The organism is Ruegeria sp. YKSF070 (assembly GCF_059612725.1).
Genome location: NZ_JBXWRD010000003.1, coordinates 125,768 through 141,223 on the forward strand (window position 1 = coordinate 125,768; position 15,456 = coordinate 141,223).

Genomic DNA, 15,456 nt, shown 5'->3' on the forward strand with positions numbered 1-15,456 from the left:
CCGATGCTGCGCGACGCGCTTTTGCTGCAACTCGGGTATAACGCCACGCTGGTCGTGGTTGGTGCGACCTTGTTGGGTATCTCTGCCGGGGTGACCGGCACGTTCCTTTTCCTGCGCAAGCGGGCGCTGGTCAGCGACGCAATCAGCCATGCGACGCTGCCCGGCATCTGCCTGGCCTTTCTGCTGATGGTGGCGCTGGGCGGCGACGGGCGCAGCCTGCCCGGCCTCTTGGCTGGGTCTGCACTTTCGGCCTGGGTGGGGCTTTTGTGCCTCAACTGGTTGACACGTAACACAAGGCTGGCCGAGGACGCGGCGATCGGCGCGGTTCTATCGGTATTTTTCGGCTTCGGCATCGTGCTGCTCACCGTGATCCAGACGTTGGGCGCCGGGCGCCAGGCGGGGCTGGAGGGGTTCCTGCTGGGGTCGACCGCCGGGATGCTGTGGAACGATGCGCTGGTCATCGCGCTGGGCGGGGCGGGGGCCCTGGCGCTGATCCTGCTGATTCGCCGCCCGATGACGCTGGTGGCCTTCGATCCGGAATATGCCGCCGCGCGCGGGGTGCCCGTACATCGGATCGACTTGGCCATGATGGGGCTGGTGATGGCGGTTACCGTGGTCGGGCTGAAGATCGTTGGCCTGATCCTGATCGTCGCTCTGCTGATCATCCCGCCGGTCACCGCCCGGTTCTGGACCGAGCGGTCGGATCGCGTGGTGCTGCTGAGTGGCTTGACCGGGGGGCTCGCGGGGTATCTTGGCGCGGCGATCTCGGCCTCGGCCCCCAACCTGCCCACCGGGCCGATCATCGTGCTGGTGGCCTTTGCCTTTTTCGCCTTGTCGCTGCTGGTGGCGCCGGGGCGCGGCGTGCTGGCGGCGTTCCTGCGCCATACGCAATTCCAGCGCCGGGTGCATCTGAGGCAAGGACTGCTGGCGCTGGCACAAGGGCAACGGATTTACGAGCCACTGACATTGCGACTTTTGCGTCAGGCAGAACTGGTGCGCGCGGACGGGGTCGCAACCGACAGTGGCCGGGCACGCGCCGCCAAGGCGCTGCGGGACGAGAAGCGATGGGAAATCGTGCGCGCCGATCAGACACAAGAAGCCGCCGCCGCTCTCTATGACGGGTTGCGCGATATCGAAACTGTGCTCACCCGCGATCAGATTGCCGAGATTGACAGTCGCATCGCTAGCCCCCAGGAGGTCCCGGCATGAGCGGTTCCGAATTTGTCCCCCTGTCGCTGACGCCGCTCTTGATCGGCATCCTTTCCGCCGCGGCCTGTGCGCTGCCCGGCAACTTCTTGGTGCTGCGCCGGCAGGCGCTGATCGGCGATGCCATCAGTCATGTGGTGCTGCCGGGGATCGTGGTGGCGTTCCTCTTGACCGGCACCATTGCTGCCTGGCCGATGATGCTGGGCGCCGCCGGGGCCGCCGTGGTCGCCGTGGTGCTGATCGAGGCGATCCGCCGTCTGGGCCGGATCGAACCAGGGGCGGCAATGGGCGTCGTCTTTACCACCATGTTCGCCGCCGGGGTGCTGCTCTTGGAGCAGACCGATACCTCGACCGTGCATCTCGATGTGGAGCACGCGCTTTATGGCAATCTGGAAAGCCTGATCTGGCTTGATGCCACCGGTTGGGCCTCGCTGCTGGACCCGGTAGCCTTGGCCGGACTGCCGGTGGAGCTGCCGCGTATCCTGGTCACGCTGGCCGGGGTGTCCGGGTTCATCTGGTTGTTCTGGCGGCCCTTGAAGCTGTCGACATTTGATGAGGGGTTTGCCCGCACTCTTGGTATTCGCACCGGCCATTTGGGCCTTGCGCTGGTCATCGTCGCAGCGGTTGCGGCGGTTGCGGCTTTTGACGCGGTCGGCTCGATCATCGTCATCGCCATGTTCATCTGCCCACCCGCCGCCGCGCGGATGATGACCAACACGCTTGAAGGACAGGTTGGCTGGAGCGTCGTTTTTGCGATCCTTTCGGCGGTGCTGGGCTATGTGCTGGCGGGCTATGGGCCCCTGTGGCTGGGTGCGCGTGATGCGGTCAGCGCAGCGGGCATGATCGCCACCGTCTCGGGCGTCATCCTGGCGCTCGCCGCCCTATTCGGTCCCTGCCGCAGCCGCACCGGGGCGCCTGTTCAGGCTTGATTGGGCGAGAAATCGCCGGGACCGGGCGGCGCTGATGGCTTGTCTGTGCCCATTTCCCTGTCTTGCAAACCGCCAACTTGTGCAGCGCCGGCTGGCAGTGTTGAGATGACGAACCGGACAGAAACCGGTACTGACCACCACTCACCCGCCGCCCGGTTTTCGCGGCAGACCTACCCGCGCCGCCTTGGTGGACAGGGAAGGGAGACCGGGCGGTGCCGACCATCAAACCGGTGGCAGAATCGCCGGGCCTCATGCTAGGTCTAGCGGTATGGCATCGACAGACCCCAACATCATCCCCACGCAGCCGGAAATTCGCCAGTTGGACGAGACCGCGATCAACCAGATTGCGGCAGGCGAAGTGGTCGAACGCCCAGCTTCAGCGGTCAAGGAACTGGTCGAGAACGCGATTGATGCCGGGGCTACGCGCATCGCCATCGACCTCGCAGATGGCGGCAAGACGCTGATCCGGGTCACCGATGACGGCTGCGGCATGACGCCCGATCAATTGCCATTGGCATTGGCGCGGCATGCAACCTCCAAGATTGACGGGTCGGACCTTCTCAACATTCACACCTTCGGGTTCCGGGGTGAGGCGCTGCCTTCGCTGGGTTCGGTCGGGCGGCTGACCATCACCAGCCGAGCCCGGGGCGCCGAGGCGGCCAGTATCCGCGTTTCCGGTGGCCGGGTCGATCCGGTGAAGCCCGCCGCCCTGCGCGCGGGCACCGTGGTGGAGTTGCGCGATCTCTTTTTTGCCACGCCTGCGCGGCTCAAATTCATGCGTACCGACCGGGCAGAGGCGCAGGCGGTGGCCGATACGGTCAAGCGTCTTGCCATGGCCGAACCTTCGGTTTCCTTCACCCTGCGCGATGTGTCCGAGGGCGGCGAGGGCCGGCTGGTGTTCCGCGCCGATGCGGAAACCGGCGACCTCTTTGACGCGCTGCGCGACCGGCTGGGCCGGGTCATGGGGCGTGAGTTCACCGACAATGCCCTGCGCATCGACACGATGCGCGAGGGGTTGCGGCTCTATGGTTATGCGGCGCTGCCAACCTATTCGCGCGGTGCGGCGGTGGCACAGTATCTTTTCGTCAACGGGCGCCCGGTGCGGGACAAGGTGCTGACCGGGGCGCTGAGGGCGGCCTATTTCGATTTTCTCAGCCGCGACCGTCACCCGGCGGCAGCGCTGTTCATCGACTGCGATCCGACGCTGGTCGACGTGAACGTGCATCCGGCAAAATCCGAGGTGCGGTTTCGTGATCCCGGCGTGGCGCGGGGTCTGATCGTCTCGGCCTTGCGGCATGCGCTGGCCGAGGCGGGGCACCGCGCCTCGACCACCGTGGCCGGGGCGACGCTGGGGGCTATGCGGCCCGAACAGACCGGGGAGCACATCTACCAGATGGACCGGCCCTCACCCGCCGCGCGCGTGGCTTCCTATCAGGCGCAGGCGCCCGGCTTTGCCGAACTCTCCGGCAGCTATAGCGGCCGCATGGTCGAGGCCGCCCCCGGCGAGGACGCCCGCAGGGCGGAGGAGCCGCCCGCCGAAACCTCGCCCGAATCCCTGCCCCTGGGTGCGGCGCGCGGGCAGGTGCATGAAAATTACATCATCGCCCAGACCGCCGATGGCATGGTCATCGTCGACCAGCACGCGGCGCACGAGCGGCTGGTCTATGAGAAACTCAAACGCCAGATGGCCGAACATGGCGTCGCGGCGCAGGCGCTGCTGATCCCCGAGATCGTCGAACTCTCCAACGCCGATTGCGCGCGACTGCTCGACCTCTCCAATGATCTGGCACGCCTTGGCCTTACGATCGAACCCTTTGGCGGCGGTGCCGTCGCGGTGCGCGAGACTCCGGCAATCCTGGGTCCGGTGGATGCGGGCGCGATGCTCCGCGACATTCTTGACGAACTGGCCGATCAGGGCGAAAGCGCCACGCTCCAGGCCCGGATCGAGGCGATCCTGAGCCGGGTCGCCTGTCACGGCTCGATTCGGTCGGGCCGCCGCATGCGGGGCGAAGAGATGAATGCGCTCTTGCGCGAGATGGAGGCGACGCCCCATTCCGGCCAGTGCAACCATGGGCGCCCCACCTATGTGGAACTGAAACTTAGCGATATCGAGCGGCTGTTCGGACGCAGTTGATCCGGGTTGCGATCCCGGATAGGAGTTGAAAACAAAACAAGAACAGGCGAGCAGACCATGATTCAGATCGGCGATCAGAGCTATTCCTTGCAGGACCCCATCGTGATGGCGGTTCTGGGCGGCGGCGCTGTCTTGTTGCTGATCCTGCTGATGCTGTTTCTATCCCTTCGTGCCGCCAACCGCTCGGTCCGGACGACCGAACCCATGGCGCAGCAACTGGCCTTTCTGGGCCAGAACGTGCAACAGCTGAGCATGGGGCAGGAACAGTTGCGGGGCGGGCTGGCGCATGTCTCGGACACGCAGGCCAACGCGCAGGTGCAGATGATCCAAACGGTCGAGGCGCGGTTGTCCGCCGTGCAGCAGCATATGAACGACCGGCTGGCCGATAACGCCATGCGCGCGCAGCGGGCGCTGACCGAGATGCAGGAAAAGATGAGCACTACCCTGCATGGCAGCTCGAAACAGACCGCGACCTCGCTGACGCAATTGCAGGAGCGGCTGGCTGCCATCGACAAGGCGCAGGACAATATCACCAAGCTGTCAGGCGATGTTCTGTCGCTTCAGGACATCCTGTCCAACAAGCAGACGCGCGGCGCGTTTGGCGAAATCCAGCTTAACGATATCGTGTCCAAGGCGCTGCCCAGTGACAGCTATTCCCTGCAACATACGCTGTCGAACGGGCGGCGGGCCGACTGCCTGATCCACCTGCCCAACCCGCCCGGCCCGATCGTGATCGACAGCAAGTTCCCGCTGGAGGCCTATGAGGCGCTGCGCCGGGCCGAGACGCCGCCGCAACTGGCCGAGGCCGCGCGCCAGATGAAAACCGCCGTGCGCGCCCATATCAAAGCGATCTCCGAGAAATACATCATCGAGGGCGAAACCGCCGATGGCGCCCTGCTGTTCCTGCCGTCCGAGGCGGTCTATGCCGAGTTACACGCCAATTTCGCCGATATCGTGCGCGAGGGGTTCGCGGCGCGGGTCTGGATCGTGTCGCCCACCACCTGCATGGCCACGCTCAACACCATGCGCGCCATCCTCAAGGACGCGCGGATGCGCGAACAGGCGGGGGCCATCCGCAAGGAGCTGAGCCTGCTGCACAAGGATGTGGAGCGGCTGGGCGACCGGGTCGAGAACTTGGACCGCCATTTCGGGCAGGCGGCCAAGGATATCTCGGAGATCAAGATCAGCGCCGACAAGGCCGGGCGGCGGGCGCAACGGCTGGACAATTTCGATTTCGAGGAACTGGCCCCCGATCCGGTGCCCAATGTGGTCCCATTGGGCAAGCAAGAGCGTTGATGTCCAGTTTCACGGATTTTTGTCCAACATAGTGAATTCCCCTATTTCGGAATCGTATCCGTTATGATAGACATTGCGCCAAATCGGAGGTCGCAATGTCCCAATCCTTTCTGTCCCATCTCACCGACACATTGTCCCAGATCGAGGCCGAGGGCCTCTATAAGCGCGAGCGGCTGATCACCTCGCCCCAAGGGGGCGAAATCACCGTTGGCGACCGGCAGGTGATCAACCTGTGCGCCAACAACTATCTGGGCTTAGCCGATCACCCGGCGCTGATCGCCGCCGCGCGCGACGCGCTGGAGCCCAAGGGGTTCGGCATGGCCTCGGTCCGCTTTATCTGCGGCACGCAGGATATTCACCGAGAACTGGAACAGCGGCTGGCGCGGTTCCTGAACAAGGATGATGCGATCCTGTTCGCCGCCTGTTTCGATGCCAATGGCGGGCTGTTCGAGCCGCTTCTGGGGCCTGAGGACGCGATCGTCTCGGACGCGCTCAACCATGCCTCGATCATCGACGGGATCCGGCTCTGCAAGGCGAAACGCTATCGCTATGCCAACAGCGACATGGACGATCTGGAGGCGCAGTTGAAACAGGCCCGTGCCGATGGTGCGCGCCATGTGATGATCGCCACCGATGGCGTGTTCTCGATGGACGGCTACCTGGCCAATCTGCCGGAAATTACCCGGCTTGCCCGCGAGTATGACGCGGTGGTGATGGTCGATGACTGTCATGCCACCGGCTTCATGGGACCGCACGGGGCCGGTACGCCCGACCATTTCGGGCTGGACGTCGATATCCTGACCGGCACGCTGGGCAAGGCGCTGGGCGGAGCCATCGGCGGCTATATCGCCGGGCCGCAGCCGGTCATCGACCTGCTCCGCCAGCGGGCGCGGCCCTATCTGTTCTCGAACTCGCTGCCGCCCGCCATCGTGGCCGCCGGGATCGAGGCAATCCGGCTGATCGAGGAGGGCGTCGACCTGCGCGCGCGCCTGTTCGAAAACGCCCGTTATTGGCGGGCGGGGCTTACTGACCTGGGCTTTGACCTCTTGCCGGGCGAGCATCCGATCATCCCGGTGATGCTGGGCGAGGCCAAGCTGGCGCAGGACATGGCGGCGCGTCTGTTTGACGAGGGCGTCTATGTCTCGGGCTTCTTCTTTCCGGTGGTGCCGCGTGGGCAGGCGCGCATCCGCACCCAGATGAACGCCGCCCTGACACGCGACGAACTGGACCGCGCGCTGGCCGCATTTGCCACCGCAGGCAAGGCACTGGGAGTGATCTGATGCGACCCAACACGATGAAAGCGCTGGAGAAGTCCAAACCCGAAGAGGGGCTGTGGATGGTGCAGGCACCGGTGCCCGAAATCGGCCCCGACGATGTGCTGATCAAGATCAACAAGACCGGCATCTGCGGCACCGATATCCATATCTGGAACTGGGACGAATGGGCCGCGCACACGGTGCCGGTGCCGATGATCACCGGTCACGAATTCGCGGGCGAGATCGTCGAGCTGGGCCGTGATGTGACCGGCCTCAGCATCGGTCAGCGGGTCTCGGGCGAGGGGCATCTGATCGGCACCGACAGCCGCCAGAGCCGGGCGGGCAAGTTCCACCTGGATCCAGGTACGCGCGGGATTGGCGTCAACGTTCAGGGGGCCTTCGCGCAGTATCTGCGCCTGCCCGCCTTCAACGTAGTGCCGTTGCCCGACGATATTCCCGACGAGATCGGCGCCATCCTCGACCCGCTGGGCAACGCGGTGCACACGGCGCTGAGTTTCGACCTGTTGGGTGAGGATGTGCTGATCACCGGCGCGGGGCCGATCGGCATCATGGCGGCGGCGGTGGCCAAACATGCGGGCGCCCGCCATGTGGTGATCACCGATATCAACGCCGACCGGCTGAAACTGGCGCAGCATGTGGTGCCCAAGGCGCGTACGGTGGATGTGACCCGCGAGGATCTGGCAGACGTGAAGCATGAACTGGGCCTGAAACAGGGCTTTGATGTCGGGCTGGAAATGTCGGGATCGCAAGCGGCACTTGACCAGATGGTCGAGGCACTGGTGATGGGCGGCAAGATCGCGCTCTTGGGTATCCCGCCGGGCAAATCGCCGGTGGACTGGTCGCGCATCGTGTTCAAGGCGATCACCATCAAGGGCGTCTATGGCCGCGAGATGTTCGAGACCTGGTACAAGATGATTGCCATGTTGCAGAACGGGTTGGACGTCAGCCGGGTGATCACCCACCGCTTTGGCGTCGATGATTTTCGCGAGGGCTTTGCGGCGATGAGATCGGGCCTCAGCGGCAAGGTGGTGCTGGACTGGACCTGAGGAATGGGGGCGCTGCCCCCGTTGCCCTGCGGCCGACTCCCCCGAGGTATTTTGGAACAGAAGAAGGTGGGGGGTCAGGCCCGAGGGGCGAGCAGCTGGCGGCCGGTTTCGGTTAGCAGCCAGCATTGGTTGTTTTCGAACACCGCAGCGGCGAGCGGACGGCCATAACCGGCGCCAGCGTCGAGATTGACGCGATTGCCGTGATGCTCGGCCCGTTTGCCGGGGGTGTGGCCATGTACCACCAGCCAGGGATGCGGGCGCGGATCATCCAGGAATTCTTGGCGGATCCAGATCAGATCATTTTCCACCTGACGTTCAAGCGGCAGGCCGGGACGGATACCGGCGTGTACGAAGAGCAGCGCACCCTCCTGATGGTAGTTGGGTAAACCGACAAGAAAGTTCCGGTGTTCGGTGGGCACTGCCGCGCGCGCCTGGGCATGAACCTGATAGGTGCGAACGCCTTCGGGCACCGGGACACCGTACGAAGCGAGGGTTTCGACGCCGCCGATGCGATCGTGCAGCCAGTGATACCCGATCAGCAGCCGGTCATCCTGGGCGGGATGGTCGCGCAGGAACATTTCGAACATGCGGTCGTGATTGCCCTTGAGCGTGATCCAGTCGCGCCCCTGCGCCTGTCCCGCGACCAACCGGTCCAGCACCGCGCGACTGTCCGGCCCTCGGTCGGCATAATCGCCCAGAAAGACAATGCGGGCATCAGGACCGCCATCGGCCTCGATCCGAGCCAGCGCCGTTTCGAGTTGTTCGGCTTGGCCGTGAATATCGCCGACCGCGTAGATAGGGGTGCTCATGACGCCTGCTCCACTGTTTGCTGGCCCGGTTCTGCCGCAGCACCGCATCCGATGGAAGGGATCGTGTCGAGCTCGGCCATCAGCATGGCAATCTGGTCACGCAACCAGCGATGGGCCGGCGCGCTGCTGGCGCGCTTGTGCCAGACCAGTTCGATCTCGACCGGACCGACCGCGATGGGCGGATGATAGAGCGACAGGCCAAGGCGTGGCGCGACGCTTTCGGCCAGCTGATGCGGGATGAGGGCGATCAGGTCACTTTGCGAGACCGCGTTCAGCACACCGGAAAACACCGGCAGTGTCATGGTGACCTGCCGCGCGCGGCCGATGCGGGCGAGGGCGGCATCGCCCAGCCCGTGCAGTTTGCCCTCGGGCGAGAACAGCGCGTGCTGGAGACCGCAGAAGAGATCGAGCGGCAGGACCTCGCCCGGGGTATGGCCCGCCTTGGCGATCTCGGGATGGTCGGCGCGTGCGACGGCAAGGAAATGAGAACCGTGCAAATGCCGCCGTTCGACCCAGTCGGGCGTGTCGGTCGCAGGCAGGATGGCCATGTCGACCCCTGACTCGCCGACAGATTGCACGTAATTGTCCGGGACCAGATCGACCAGTTGCACGCGCATGCCCGGGGCTTCGCGGGACAGGTGGTGGGCCAGTCGAGGCATCAGAAGTTCGGCGTAGAAATCGCTGCCCGAAAGGGTCAGGCAGGCCGTTGAGGCGCCGGGGTCGAAATCGGGCTGCCCTGCCAGCAGGGTTTCGGTCTGCTCCAACAGGGCGCGCAGGGGCGCTTGCAGGCTCGTGGCGTAATCGCTGGGAACCAACTGCCGTCCCTGACGGATGAAGAGCGGATCACCCAGTGCATGCCGTAAACGGGCAAGCGCGGCCGAGACCGCCGGCTGTGACAGGGCGAGCCTCTGTCCTGCCAGCGTAGTGGAGCGGGTGGCAAGCAGCGCATCGAGAACACGCAACAGGTTCAGATCGAAGGTTTTGAAATTCATCAGGTTGATAGATATCATAATATCTATTGATTTCACATATTTTGATGATGTCCTCACACTCGACCCAGGTGGCGGTACGGCCACGAACAGGGAGAGGAAAGAGATATGAATGGAGTGGCGCGCGCGTTTTTTCTGGTCGCGATTCTGGCAGGGCTGTGTGGCATGGTCTGGGGTATCCAGATGTCAGCAAGTCAGGATCACACCCTGTCTCCGGCACATGGGCATCTGAACCTGCTGGGGTGGGTCAGCTGCTCGATCTTTGCCTTCTATTATCATCTGGTTCCGAGCGCCGCGGCGAACCCGCTGGCCCGGCTGCATTTCGGTCTGGTCGTGGTGGCGGTAGTCATGCTGGCGCCTGGCGTGGCGCTGGCGATCCAGGGCAAGACAGAGCTGTTGGCCAAGCTGGGCTCGGTCATCATGCTGGGGTCAATGCTGTTGTTCGGTTGGATCGTCCTGAAAGCCCCGGCACGGGTCGCCGCGACAGCCTGAAACGAAAAACGCCGCCCTCGCGGGGCGGCGTTTCCATCCGATAGGGCGCTGGTCAGGCGACGTCGAATTCCAGCGGTTTGATCTGATTGAAGAGGCCCGTTTCAGCCAGTTTCGCGCGAGCCTCGGCCGGTACAGGCTCATCCACATACAGAAGCGCGATTGCCTCACCGCCGGCGGCAGCCCGGCCAAGCGTGAAGTTGGCGATGTTGACGCCATTCTCACCCATGGTCTGGCCCAGCGTACCGATGATACCCGGTACGTCCTCGTTGGTGGTATAGAGCATATGCGCGCCGATTTCGGCATCGACATTGATGCCCTTGATCTGGATGAAACGCGGCTTGCCATCGCTGAACACGGTACCCGCGACTGAGCGTTCACGCTTGGCCGTCACTACGGTCACCTTGATATACCCGTCAAAAGCGCCCGATTTGTCCTGATTGGTAGTCGAGATCTGGATGCCGCGCTCTTTGGCGACAACAGGGGCCGAGACCATGTTCACCTCGGGGTTCGACTTTTTCATGATACCGGCCACTGTGGCGCAATTCAGCGCCGCCAGATTCATGGTCGATGCAGTCCCGTCATAGAGGATGTTGATGGCCTTGATCGGCTCGTCGGTCATCTGGCCGACAAAGCTGCCCAAATGGCCGGCCAGCTTGATCCAGGGGCCCATCACCTTGGCCTCTTCGGCGGTGACCGACGGCATGTTGAGCGCGTTTTCCACCGCGCCGGTCAGCAGATAGTTCGACATCTGCTCGGCCACCTGCAGGGCGACGTTTTCCTGTGCCTCGGTGGTGGCGGCTCCCAGATGCGGGGTGCAGACCACGTTGGGCAGGCCGAACAGCGGGTTTTCCTTGGCCGGTTCGACGCTGAACACGTCAAAGGCGGCGCCCGCCACGTGGCCCGATTGCAGCATCTCGGCCAGTGCTTCCTCGTCGACCAGACCACCGCGAGCGCAGTTGATGATACGGACGCCTTTCTTGGTCTTGGCCAGGTTCTCGCGGCCCAGGATGTCGCGGGTCTGATCGGTCAGCGGCACATGCAGGGTGATGAAATCGGCGCGTTTCAGCAGCTCGTCCAGCTCGACCTTTTCAACGCCCATCTTGTTGGCCTTTTCCTCGCCCAGGAAGGGATCATAGGCGATGACCTTCATCTTGAGGCCACGGGCACGGTCGCAGACGATACCGCCGATATTGCCCGCGCCGATCACGCCCAGGGTCTTGTTCGTGAGTTCGACACCCATGAACTTGGACTTTTCCCACTTGCCCGCATGGGTCGAGGCGCTGGCCTCGGGGATCTGGCGGGCCACGGCGAACATCATGGCGATGGCGTGTTCGGCGGTGGTGATCATGTTGCCAAAGGGCGTGTTCATGACGATCACCCCCTTTTTCGAGGCGGCGTCCTTGTCCACGTTGTCGGTGCCGATACCGGCGCGGCCGATAACCTTGAGGCTGGTCGCGTTCTCCAGGATCTTCTCGGTCACTTTGGTGGCCGAGCGGATGGCAAGGCCGTCATACTGGCCGATGACCTCGGCCAGCTTGTCCTTGTCCTTGCCAAGGTCGGGTTGGAAATCGACGTCAATCCCGCGATCGCGGAAGATCTGGACGGCAGCGTCGGAGAGTTTGTCGGAGATGAGTACTTTGGGGGCCATGTCTGCTGGTCCTTTGCAGGGGAATGGGGCGCTTATCGGTCCCTTGCGGGCCCTCTTCGCGAGGAGGCCCGCAAGGGCGGAAGAGCGTTATGCGGCTTGGGATTGTGCGTCGATCTCGGCTTGATAGGCCCAGGCGAGCCAGGGCAGCAGCGCGGCCACATCCGAGGTTTCTACCGTGCCGCCGCACCATATGCGTAAGCCTGCGGGCGCGTCGCGATAGGCGCCGATATCCAGCGCAACACCTTCGGCCTCCAGCCGCTTGGCAACCGCCTTGGCAAACGCTGCACCATCCTGAATGCGGGCATCGGTGAATTTCAGGCAGACGCTGGTATTGGACCGCGTGGCCGCATCCTCGGCCAGGTTGGCGATCCAGTCATGTGTGTCGCAGAAATCGAAGACCGCCTTCGCATTGGCATCGGCCCGTGCGATCAGACCCTTCAGGCCACCGACCGAGCGTGCCCAGTCGAGCGCCAGCAGATAATCCTCGACCGCCAGCATCGAGGGGGTGTTGATCGTTTCGCCCTTGAAGATGCCTTCGATCAGCTTGCCGCCCTTGGTCATGCGGAAGATCTTGGGCAGCGGCCATGCGGGAGTATAGCTTTCCAGCCGTTCCACCGCGCGAGGGCTTAGCACGATCATGCCATGTGCGGCCTCGCCGCCTAGCACTTTCTGCCAGCTGAACGTGGTCACATCCAGCTTATCCCAGGGCAGATCCATGGCAAAGGCGGCGCTGGTGGCGTCGCAGATGGTCAGGCCGTGTCGATCGGCAGCGATCCAGTCGCCATTCGGAACGCGCACGCCCGAGGTGGTGCCGTTCCAGGTGAACACGACATCATTGTCGAAATCCACCGAGGCGAGATCGACGATCTGGCCATAGTCGGCGGTCTTGACCTCGGCATCCAGTTTGAGCTGTTTCACCACATCAGTGACCCAGCCGGCGCCAAAGCTTTCCCAGGCCAGCATCTCGACCTTGCGGGCACCCAGCAGCGACCACAGCGCCATCTCAACGGCGCCGGTATCCGAGGCGGGAACGATGCCGATGCGATAGTCAGCGGGGATCCCCAGAATCTCGCGCGTGCCTTCGATGGCGGCCTTCAGCTTGTCCTTGCCGATGGCGGCACGATGCGAGCGGCCCAGCGCGGCACCGGCAAGCTTGGAGACATCGAAGACGGGGGGTTTGGCACAGGGGCCAGAGGAAAACCGCGGATTGACCGGCCGCGTTGCCGGTTGGTCGATAGTCATTGGTGTTACCCTTACAGATATACGCCCCTCGTTGGGGAGGGGTGTCCCGCCGCAACAGCTAGTCCGCCGCACTGCGGCGCGCAAGCGAAATAGATGTCGAAAATCGCCGCTTTGATATTTGATTGCGACCTTTGTGACTACGATCGGAAACTTGCGTTTCGTCTTAAGGAAATCGCGGCCTGGGGCAGGGTGTCTGGATGCGACATTCAGGGCGGGATGAGATATTCAAGTTTTTACAGGGGGTTAATGGATGCGCGCGCGCCGGATAAGGGCCGGGCTGTGGCGCGCGGCGTTAACTCGGGTGGGGCTGGCAGAGATTTCATGCCTGCGCTATGGCGGTTCCGAGCCAAAGGAGATACCCCATGTATGTCGCCACGCTGTTGACCAACCCTTCCAATGCCCGTCTAGACCCGGCGCTGGTCGATGCGCTGCGCAACGCCTGGGGCGGCGGCGATGCGGTCTGGCTGAGCCTCGATGAAGCAGCCGAATTCACGCTTTCAGCCCTTCCCGACAATCGCTGGCAGGTCTGGGACGATCTTCAGGCGTTGGGTGTCGATCTGGTGGTGCAACCCGCAGAAGGTCGCAAAAAGCGGATGCTGCTGGCGGATATGGACAGCACCATGATCCAGCAGGAGTGCATTGACGAACTGGCCGACGAGGCCGGGGTCGGCGAGCGGGTCAAGGAGATCACCGCCCGCGCGATGAACGGCGAACTGGATTTCGAGGGCGCGCTGCTGGAGCGTGTGGACCTGTTGCGCGGGCTGGACGAGGCGGTGATCGGCCATGTGCTCGATACTCGCATCACCCTGATGCCGGGTGGGCGCGCGCTGGTGGCGACCATGCGCGCCAATGGCGGCTATGCGGCGCTGGTCTCGGGCGGGTTCACCGCCTTTACCGCCCAAGTGGCCGCGCAACTGGGCTTTGACGAGAATCGCGCCAATACGCTGTTGGCCGCTGGTGGCAAGCTGACCGGCGATGTGGGGCGCCCGATCCTGGGCCGTCAGGCCAAGGTCGATGCGCTGGAGCAGATCACGGCACGGTTGGGCCTGTCCGAACAGGATGTGATCGCGGTGGGCGACGGCGCCAACGATCTGGGCATGCTGGGCCGCGCCGGAACCGGCGTTGCCCTGCACGCCAAACCTTCGGTCGCGGCACAATGCGAGGTACGCATCAACCACTGCGACCTGACCGCGCTGCTGTTTGTTCAGGGCTATGCAAAGGCGGATTTCGTCGCGGCTTGATCTGCCGCTTGCATTATTAACGTAAATGTTAAACAATGCGGTCATGACCCAACTTCTGGCCGCATTCTCGGCTTTGTCCGACCCGACCCGCTTCGCCATCGTCGAGCAACTGATGGCCGAGGGCGAATTGCCCGCGGGTGATCTGGTCGAGGGCAAGGGCATGTCGGGCGCCGCCGTGTCACGCCATCTGAAGCTGTTGCGCCAGGCCGGGTTGGTCCGCCAGCGCATCAATGGCACCCAGCGGCTTTATTCCGTGGCTCCCGAAGGGCTTCGCGCGATTGCCGACTGGACGATCTCGAAACGCACCTTTTGGGAGGGCAGCCTGGACCGTCTGGCCGCCGCAATCGAAAGCGACAAGACATGGCCGACCTGAGACTGGAACGAGAATTCGCCGTCACGCCCGAGGCCCTGTTCGCCTGGGTCAGCGATGGCGCGAAACTGTTGCAATGGTGGGGGCCCGAGGGGCTGCATGTGCCTGCTGATCAGCATGACCTCGATTTCACTCGGCTGGGGCCGTGGTTCTCGATCATGGTGAATGGCGCAGGCGACCGATACAAGGTCTCGGGGTATGTTACCCATGTGAAACCGCCCCATTCGGTGGGCTTTACCTGGGGCTGGCATGACGATGACGACCGGCGCGGGGCGGAAAGCCATGTAATGTTTATCGTCGAACCCTGCGCCAAGGGTGCGCGATTGATCCTGGACCACCGCGAACTGGGCGATGACGAGATGAGCCTGCGTCACGAGGCGGGCTGGACCTCGTCGTTGCGCAAGCTCGAGGCGGAACTCGCCTGACCATCTGTTTCGCGACCAAAGGAAAGGAAAGCGACATGCCTGATTTCATCTTTGCCTATCATGGCGGCAAGACGCCCGAAACGCCCGAGGAAGGCGCCGAGGTCATGGCCGCATGGCAGGCCTGGTTCGGTAGCATGGGTGATGCGGTCGTGATCCCCGGCAACCCGGTTGGCCTGTCCAAGACGGTCAGCGCCGCAGGCGTGGCCGACGATGGTGGCGCCAATCCGCTCTCGGGCTATACCGTGGTGCGCGCCGCCGATATCGGTGCCGCCACCGACATGGCCAAGGGTTGTCCGATGGTTGTGTCGGGCAACGGCACCGTCGAGGTGGCCGAGATCATCGAGATGTGATC

The 15,456-nt window shown here is 63.7% G+C and carries 15 protein-coding genes; 11 read left to right on the plus strand and 4 right to left on the minus strand.

Features of this window, described 5'->3' with window-relative positions; translation table 11 throughout:
* Window positions 1–3 precede the first annotated feature (3 nt).
* The 6 genes from AC2FL1_RS02645 (at window position 4) to tdh (ending at window position 7,888) form a co-directional block, all read left to right on the plus strand.
* Window positions 4–1,209 carry a metal ABC transporter permease gene (locus AC2FL1_RS02645; RefSeq protein WP_496875923.1) on the plus strand — a complete coding sequence of 402 codons (1,206 nt, stop codon included), beginning with the start codon at window positions 4–6 and terminating at the stop codon, window positions 1,207–1,209.
* Window positions 1,206–2,135: a metal ABC transporter permease gene (locus tag AC2FL1_RS02650; protein ID WP_496875896.1), complete on the plus strand. Its 930-nt coding sequence runs from the start codon at window positions 1,206–1,208 to the stop codon at window positions 2,133–2,135. Before AC2FL1_RS02645 ends, AC2FL1_RS02650 begins: the two co-directional genes overlap by 4 nt.
* Window positions 2,136–2,403: 268 nt before the next feature.
* Window positions 2,404–4,269 carry a DNA mismatch repair endonuclease MutL gene (mutL, locus tag AC2FL1_RS02655; RefSeq protein ID WP_496875897.1) on the plus strand — a complete coding sequence of 622 codons (1,866 nt, stop codon included), beginning with the start codon at window positions 2,404–2,406 and terminating at the stop codon, window positions 4,267–4,269.
* A 57-nt stretch (window positions 4,270–4,326) separates the two neighbouring features.
* Window positions 4,327–5,565 carry a DNA recombination protein RmuC gene (locus AC2FL1_RS02660; RefSeq protein ID WP_496826534.1) on the plus strand — a complete coding sequence of 413 codons (1,239 nt, stop codon included), beginning with the start codon at window positions 4,327–4,329 and terminating at the stop codon, window positions 5,563–5,565.
* Window positions 5,566–5,660: 95 nt separating this feature from the next.
* Window positions 5,661–6,845 carry a glycine C-acetyltransferase gene (locus AC2FL1_RS02665; protein WP_496875898.1) on the plus strand — a complete coding sequence of 395 codons (1,185 nt, stop codon included), beginning with the start codon at window positions 5,661–5,663 and terminating at the stop codon, window positions 6,843–6,845.
* Window positions 6,846–6,859: 14 nt separating this feature from the next.
* Window positions 6,860–7,888 (plus strand): L-threonine 3-dehydrogenase, encoded by a 1,029-nt coding sequence (tdh, locus tag AC2FL1_RS02670; RefSeq protein WP_496875924.1) that lies wholly within the window; start codon window positions 6,860–6,862, stop codon window positions 7,886–7,888.
* 74 nt (window positions 7,889–7,962) lie between these two features.
* On the opposite strand, the gene AC2FL1_RS02675 is transcribed toward tdh, so the two are convergent.
* Both AC2FL1_RS02675 and AC2FL1_RS02680 read right to left on the minus strand, forming a co-directional pair.
* Entirely contained in the window at window positions 7,963–8,697 is a 735-nt protein-coding gene (locus AC2FL1_RS02675; protein ID WP_496826530.1) for a metallophosphoesterase family protein, read from the minus strand.
* Entirely contained in the window at window positions 8,694–9,689 is a 996-nt protein-coding gene (locus AC2FL1_RS02680) for a LysR family transcriptional regulator (RefSeq protein ID WP_496826528.1), read from the minus strand. Before AC2FL1_RS02680 ends, AC2FL1_RS02675 begins: the two co-directional genes overlap by 4 nt.
* A 105-nt stretch (window positions 9,690–9,794) precedes the next feature.
* Between AC2FL1_RS02680 and AC2FL1_RS02685 the strand changes: the two genes are divergently transcribed.
* Window positions 9,795–10,178 carry a hypothetical protein gene (locus tag AC2FL1_RS02685; RefSeq protein ID WP_496826526.1) on the plus strand — a complete coding sequence of 128 codons (384 nt, stop codon included), beginning with the start codon at window positions 9,795–9,797 and terminating at the stop codon, window positions 10,176–10,178.
* 52 nt (window positions 10,179–10,230) lie between these two features.
* Here the strand turns inward: AC2FL1_RS02685 and serA are convergent, their stop codons facing one another.
* Together serA and AC2FL1_RS02695 are read right to left on the minus strand one after the other, a co-directional pair.
* The gene (serA, locus tag AC2FL1_RS02690; RefSeq protein WP_496826525.1) at window positions 10,231–11,826 is read right to left on the minus strand and encodes a phosphoglycerate dehydrogenase; all 1,596 of its coding nucleotides are present in this window, start codon (window positions 11,824–11,826) and stop codon (window positions 10,231–10,233) included.
* An 87-nt stretch (window positions 11,827–11,913) separates the two neighbouring features.
* A complete protein-coding gene (locus AC2FL1_RS02695; RefSeq protein ID WP_496875899.1) occupies window positions 11,914–13,068 on the minus strand; it encodes a phosphoserine transaminase in 1,155 nt (384 codons plus the stop codon).
* Between the two features lie 362 nt (window positions 13,069–13,430).
* On the opposite strand from AC2FL1_RS02695, the gene serB reads away from it, so the two are divergent.
* From serB to AC2FL1_RS02715, 4 genes are read left to right on the plus strand one after another with little or no spacing between them, the layout of a single operon-like run.
* The gene (gene serB / locus AC2FL1_RS02700; protein ID WP_496875900.1) at window positions 13,431–14,309 is read left to right on the plus strand and encodes a phosphoserine phosphatase SerB; all 879 of its coding nucleotides are present in this window, start codon (window positions 13,431–13,433) and stop codon (window positions 14,307–14,309) included.
* A 43-nt stretch (window positions 14,310–14,352) separates the two neighbouring features.
* Window positions 14,353–14,682, plus strand: a complete 330-nt coding sequence (locus AC2FL1_RS02705; RefSeq protein ID WP_496875901.1) for an ArsR/SmtB family transcription factor — start codon at window positions 14,353–14,355, stop codon at window positions 14,680–14,682.
* Window positions 14,670–15,104, plus strand: coding sequence for an SRPBCC family protein (locus AC2FL1_RS02710; RefSeq protein WP_496875902.1), 435 nt, complete (start codon window positions 14,670–14,672; stop codon window positions 15,102–15,104). The genes AC2FL1_RS02705 and AC2FL1_RS02710 overlap by 13 nt, the downstream gene beginning before the upstream one ends.
* Window positions 15,105–15,139: 35 nt before the next feature.
* Window positions 15,140–15,454 carry a YciI family protein gene (locus AC2FL1_RS02715; RefSeq protein ID WP_496826519.1) on the plus strand — a complete coding sequence of 105 codons (315 nt, stop codon included), beginning with the start codon at window positions 15,140–15,142 and terminating at the stop codon, window positions 15,452–15,454.
* Window positions 15,455–15,456: the final 2 nt, after the last annotated feature.

Excerpts from the sequence above, each read along its gene's own strand:
- AC2FL1_RS02645 (WP_496875923.1), top strand. The coding sequence starts at position 4 with ATGCTGCGCGACGCGCTTTTGCTGCAACTCGGGTATAACGCCACGCTG.
- AC2FL1_RS02695 (WP_496875899.1), bottom strand. The coding sequence starts at position 13,068 with ATGACTATCGACCAACCGGCAACGCGGCCGGTCAATCCGCGGTTTTCC.
- AC2FL1_RS02705 (WP_496875901.1), top strand. The coding sequence starts at position 14,353 with ATGACCCAACTTCTGGCCGCATTCTCGGCTTTGTCCGACCCGACCCGC.
- AC2FL1_RS02665 (WP_496875898.1), top strand. The coding sequence starts at position 5,661 with ATGTCCCAATCCTTTCTGTCCCATCTCACCGACACATTGTCCCAGATC.
- AC2FL1_RS02715 (WP_496826519.1), top strand. The coding sequence starts at position 15,140 with ATGCCTGATTTCATCTTTGCCTATCATGGCGGCAAGACGCCCGAAACG.
- AC2FL1_RS02680 (WP_496826528.1), bottom strand. The coding sequence starts at position 9,689 with ATGAATTTCAAAACCTTCGATCTGAACCTGTTGCGTGTTCTCGATGCG.
- serB (WP_496875900.1), top strand. The coding sequence starts at position 13,431 with ATGTATGTCGCCACGCTGTTGACCAACCCTTCCAATGCCCGTCTAGAC.
- AC2FL1_RS02685 (WP_496826526.1), top strand. The coding sequence starts at position 9,795 with ATGAATGGAGTGGCGCGCGCGTTTTTTCTGGTCGCGATTCTGGCAGGG.
- mutL (WP_496875897.1), top strand. The coding sequence starts at position 2,404 with ATGGCATCGACAGACCCCAACATCATCCCCACGCAGCCGGAAATTCGC.
- AC2FL1_RS02710 (WP_496875902.1), top strand. The coding sequence starts at position 14,670 with ATGGCCGACCTGAGACTGGAACGAGAATTCGCCGTCACGCCCGAGGCC.
- serA (WP_496826525.1), bottom strand. The coding sequence starts at position 11,826 with ATGGCCCCCAAAGTACTCATCTCCGACAAACTCTCCGACGCTGCCGTC.
- AC2FL1_RS02675 (WP_496826530.1), bottom strand. The coding sequence starts at position 8,697 with ATGAGCACCCCTATCTACGCGGTCGGCGATATTCACGGCCAAGCCGAA.
- AC2FL1_RS02660 (WP_496826534.1), top strand. The coding sequence starts at position 4,327 with ATGATTCAGATCGGCGATCAGAGCTATTCCTTGCAGGACCCCATCGTG.
- AC2FL1_RS02650 (WP_496875896.1), top strand. The coding sequence starts at position 1,206 with ATGAGCGGTTCCGAATTTGTCCCCCTGTCGCTGACGCCGCTCTTGATC.
- tdh (WP_496875924.1), top strand. The coding sequence starts at position 6,860 with ATGAAAGCGCTGGAGAAGTCCAAACCCGAAGAGGGGCTGTGGATGGTG.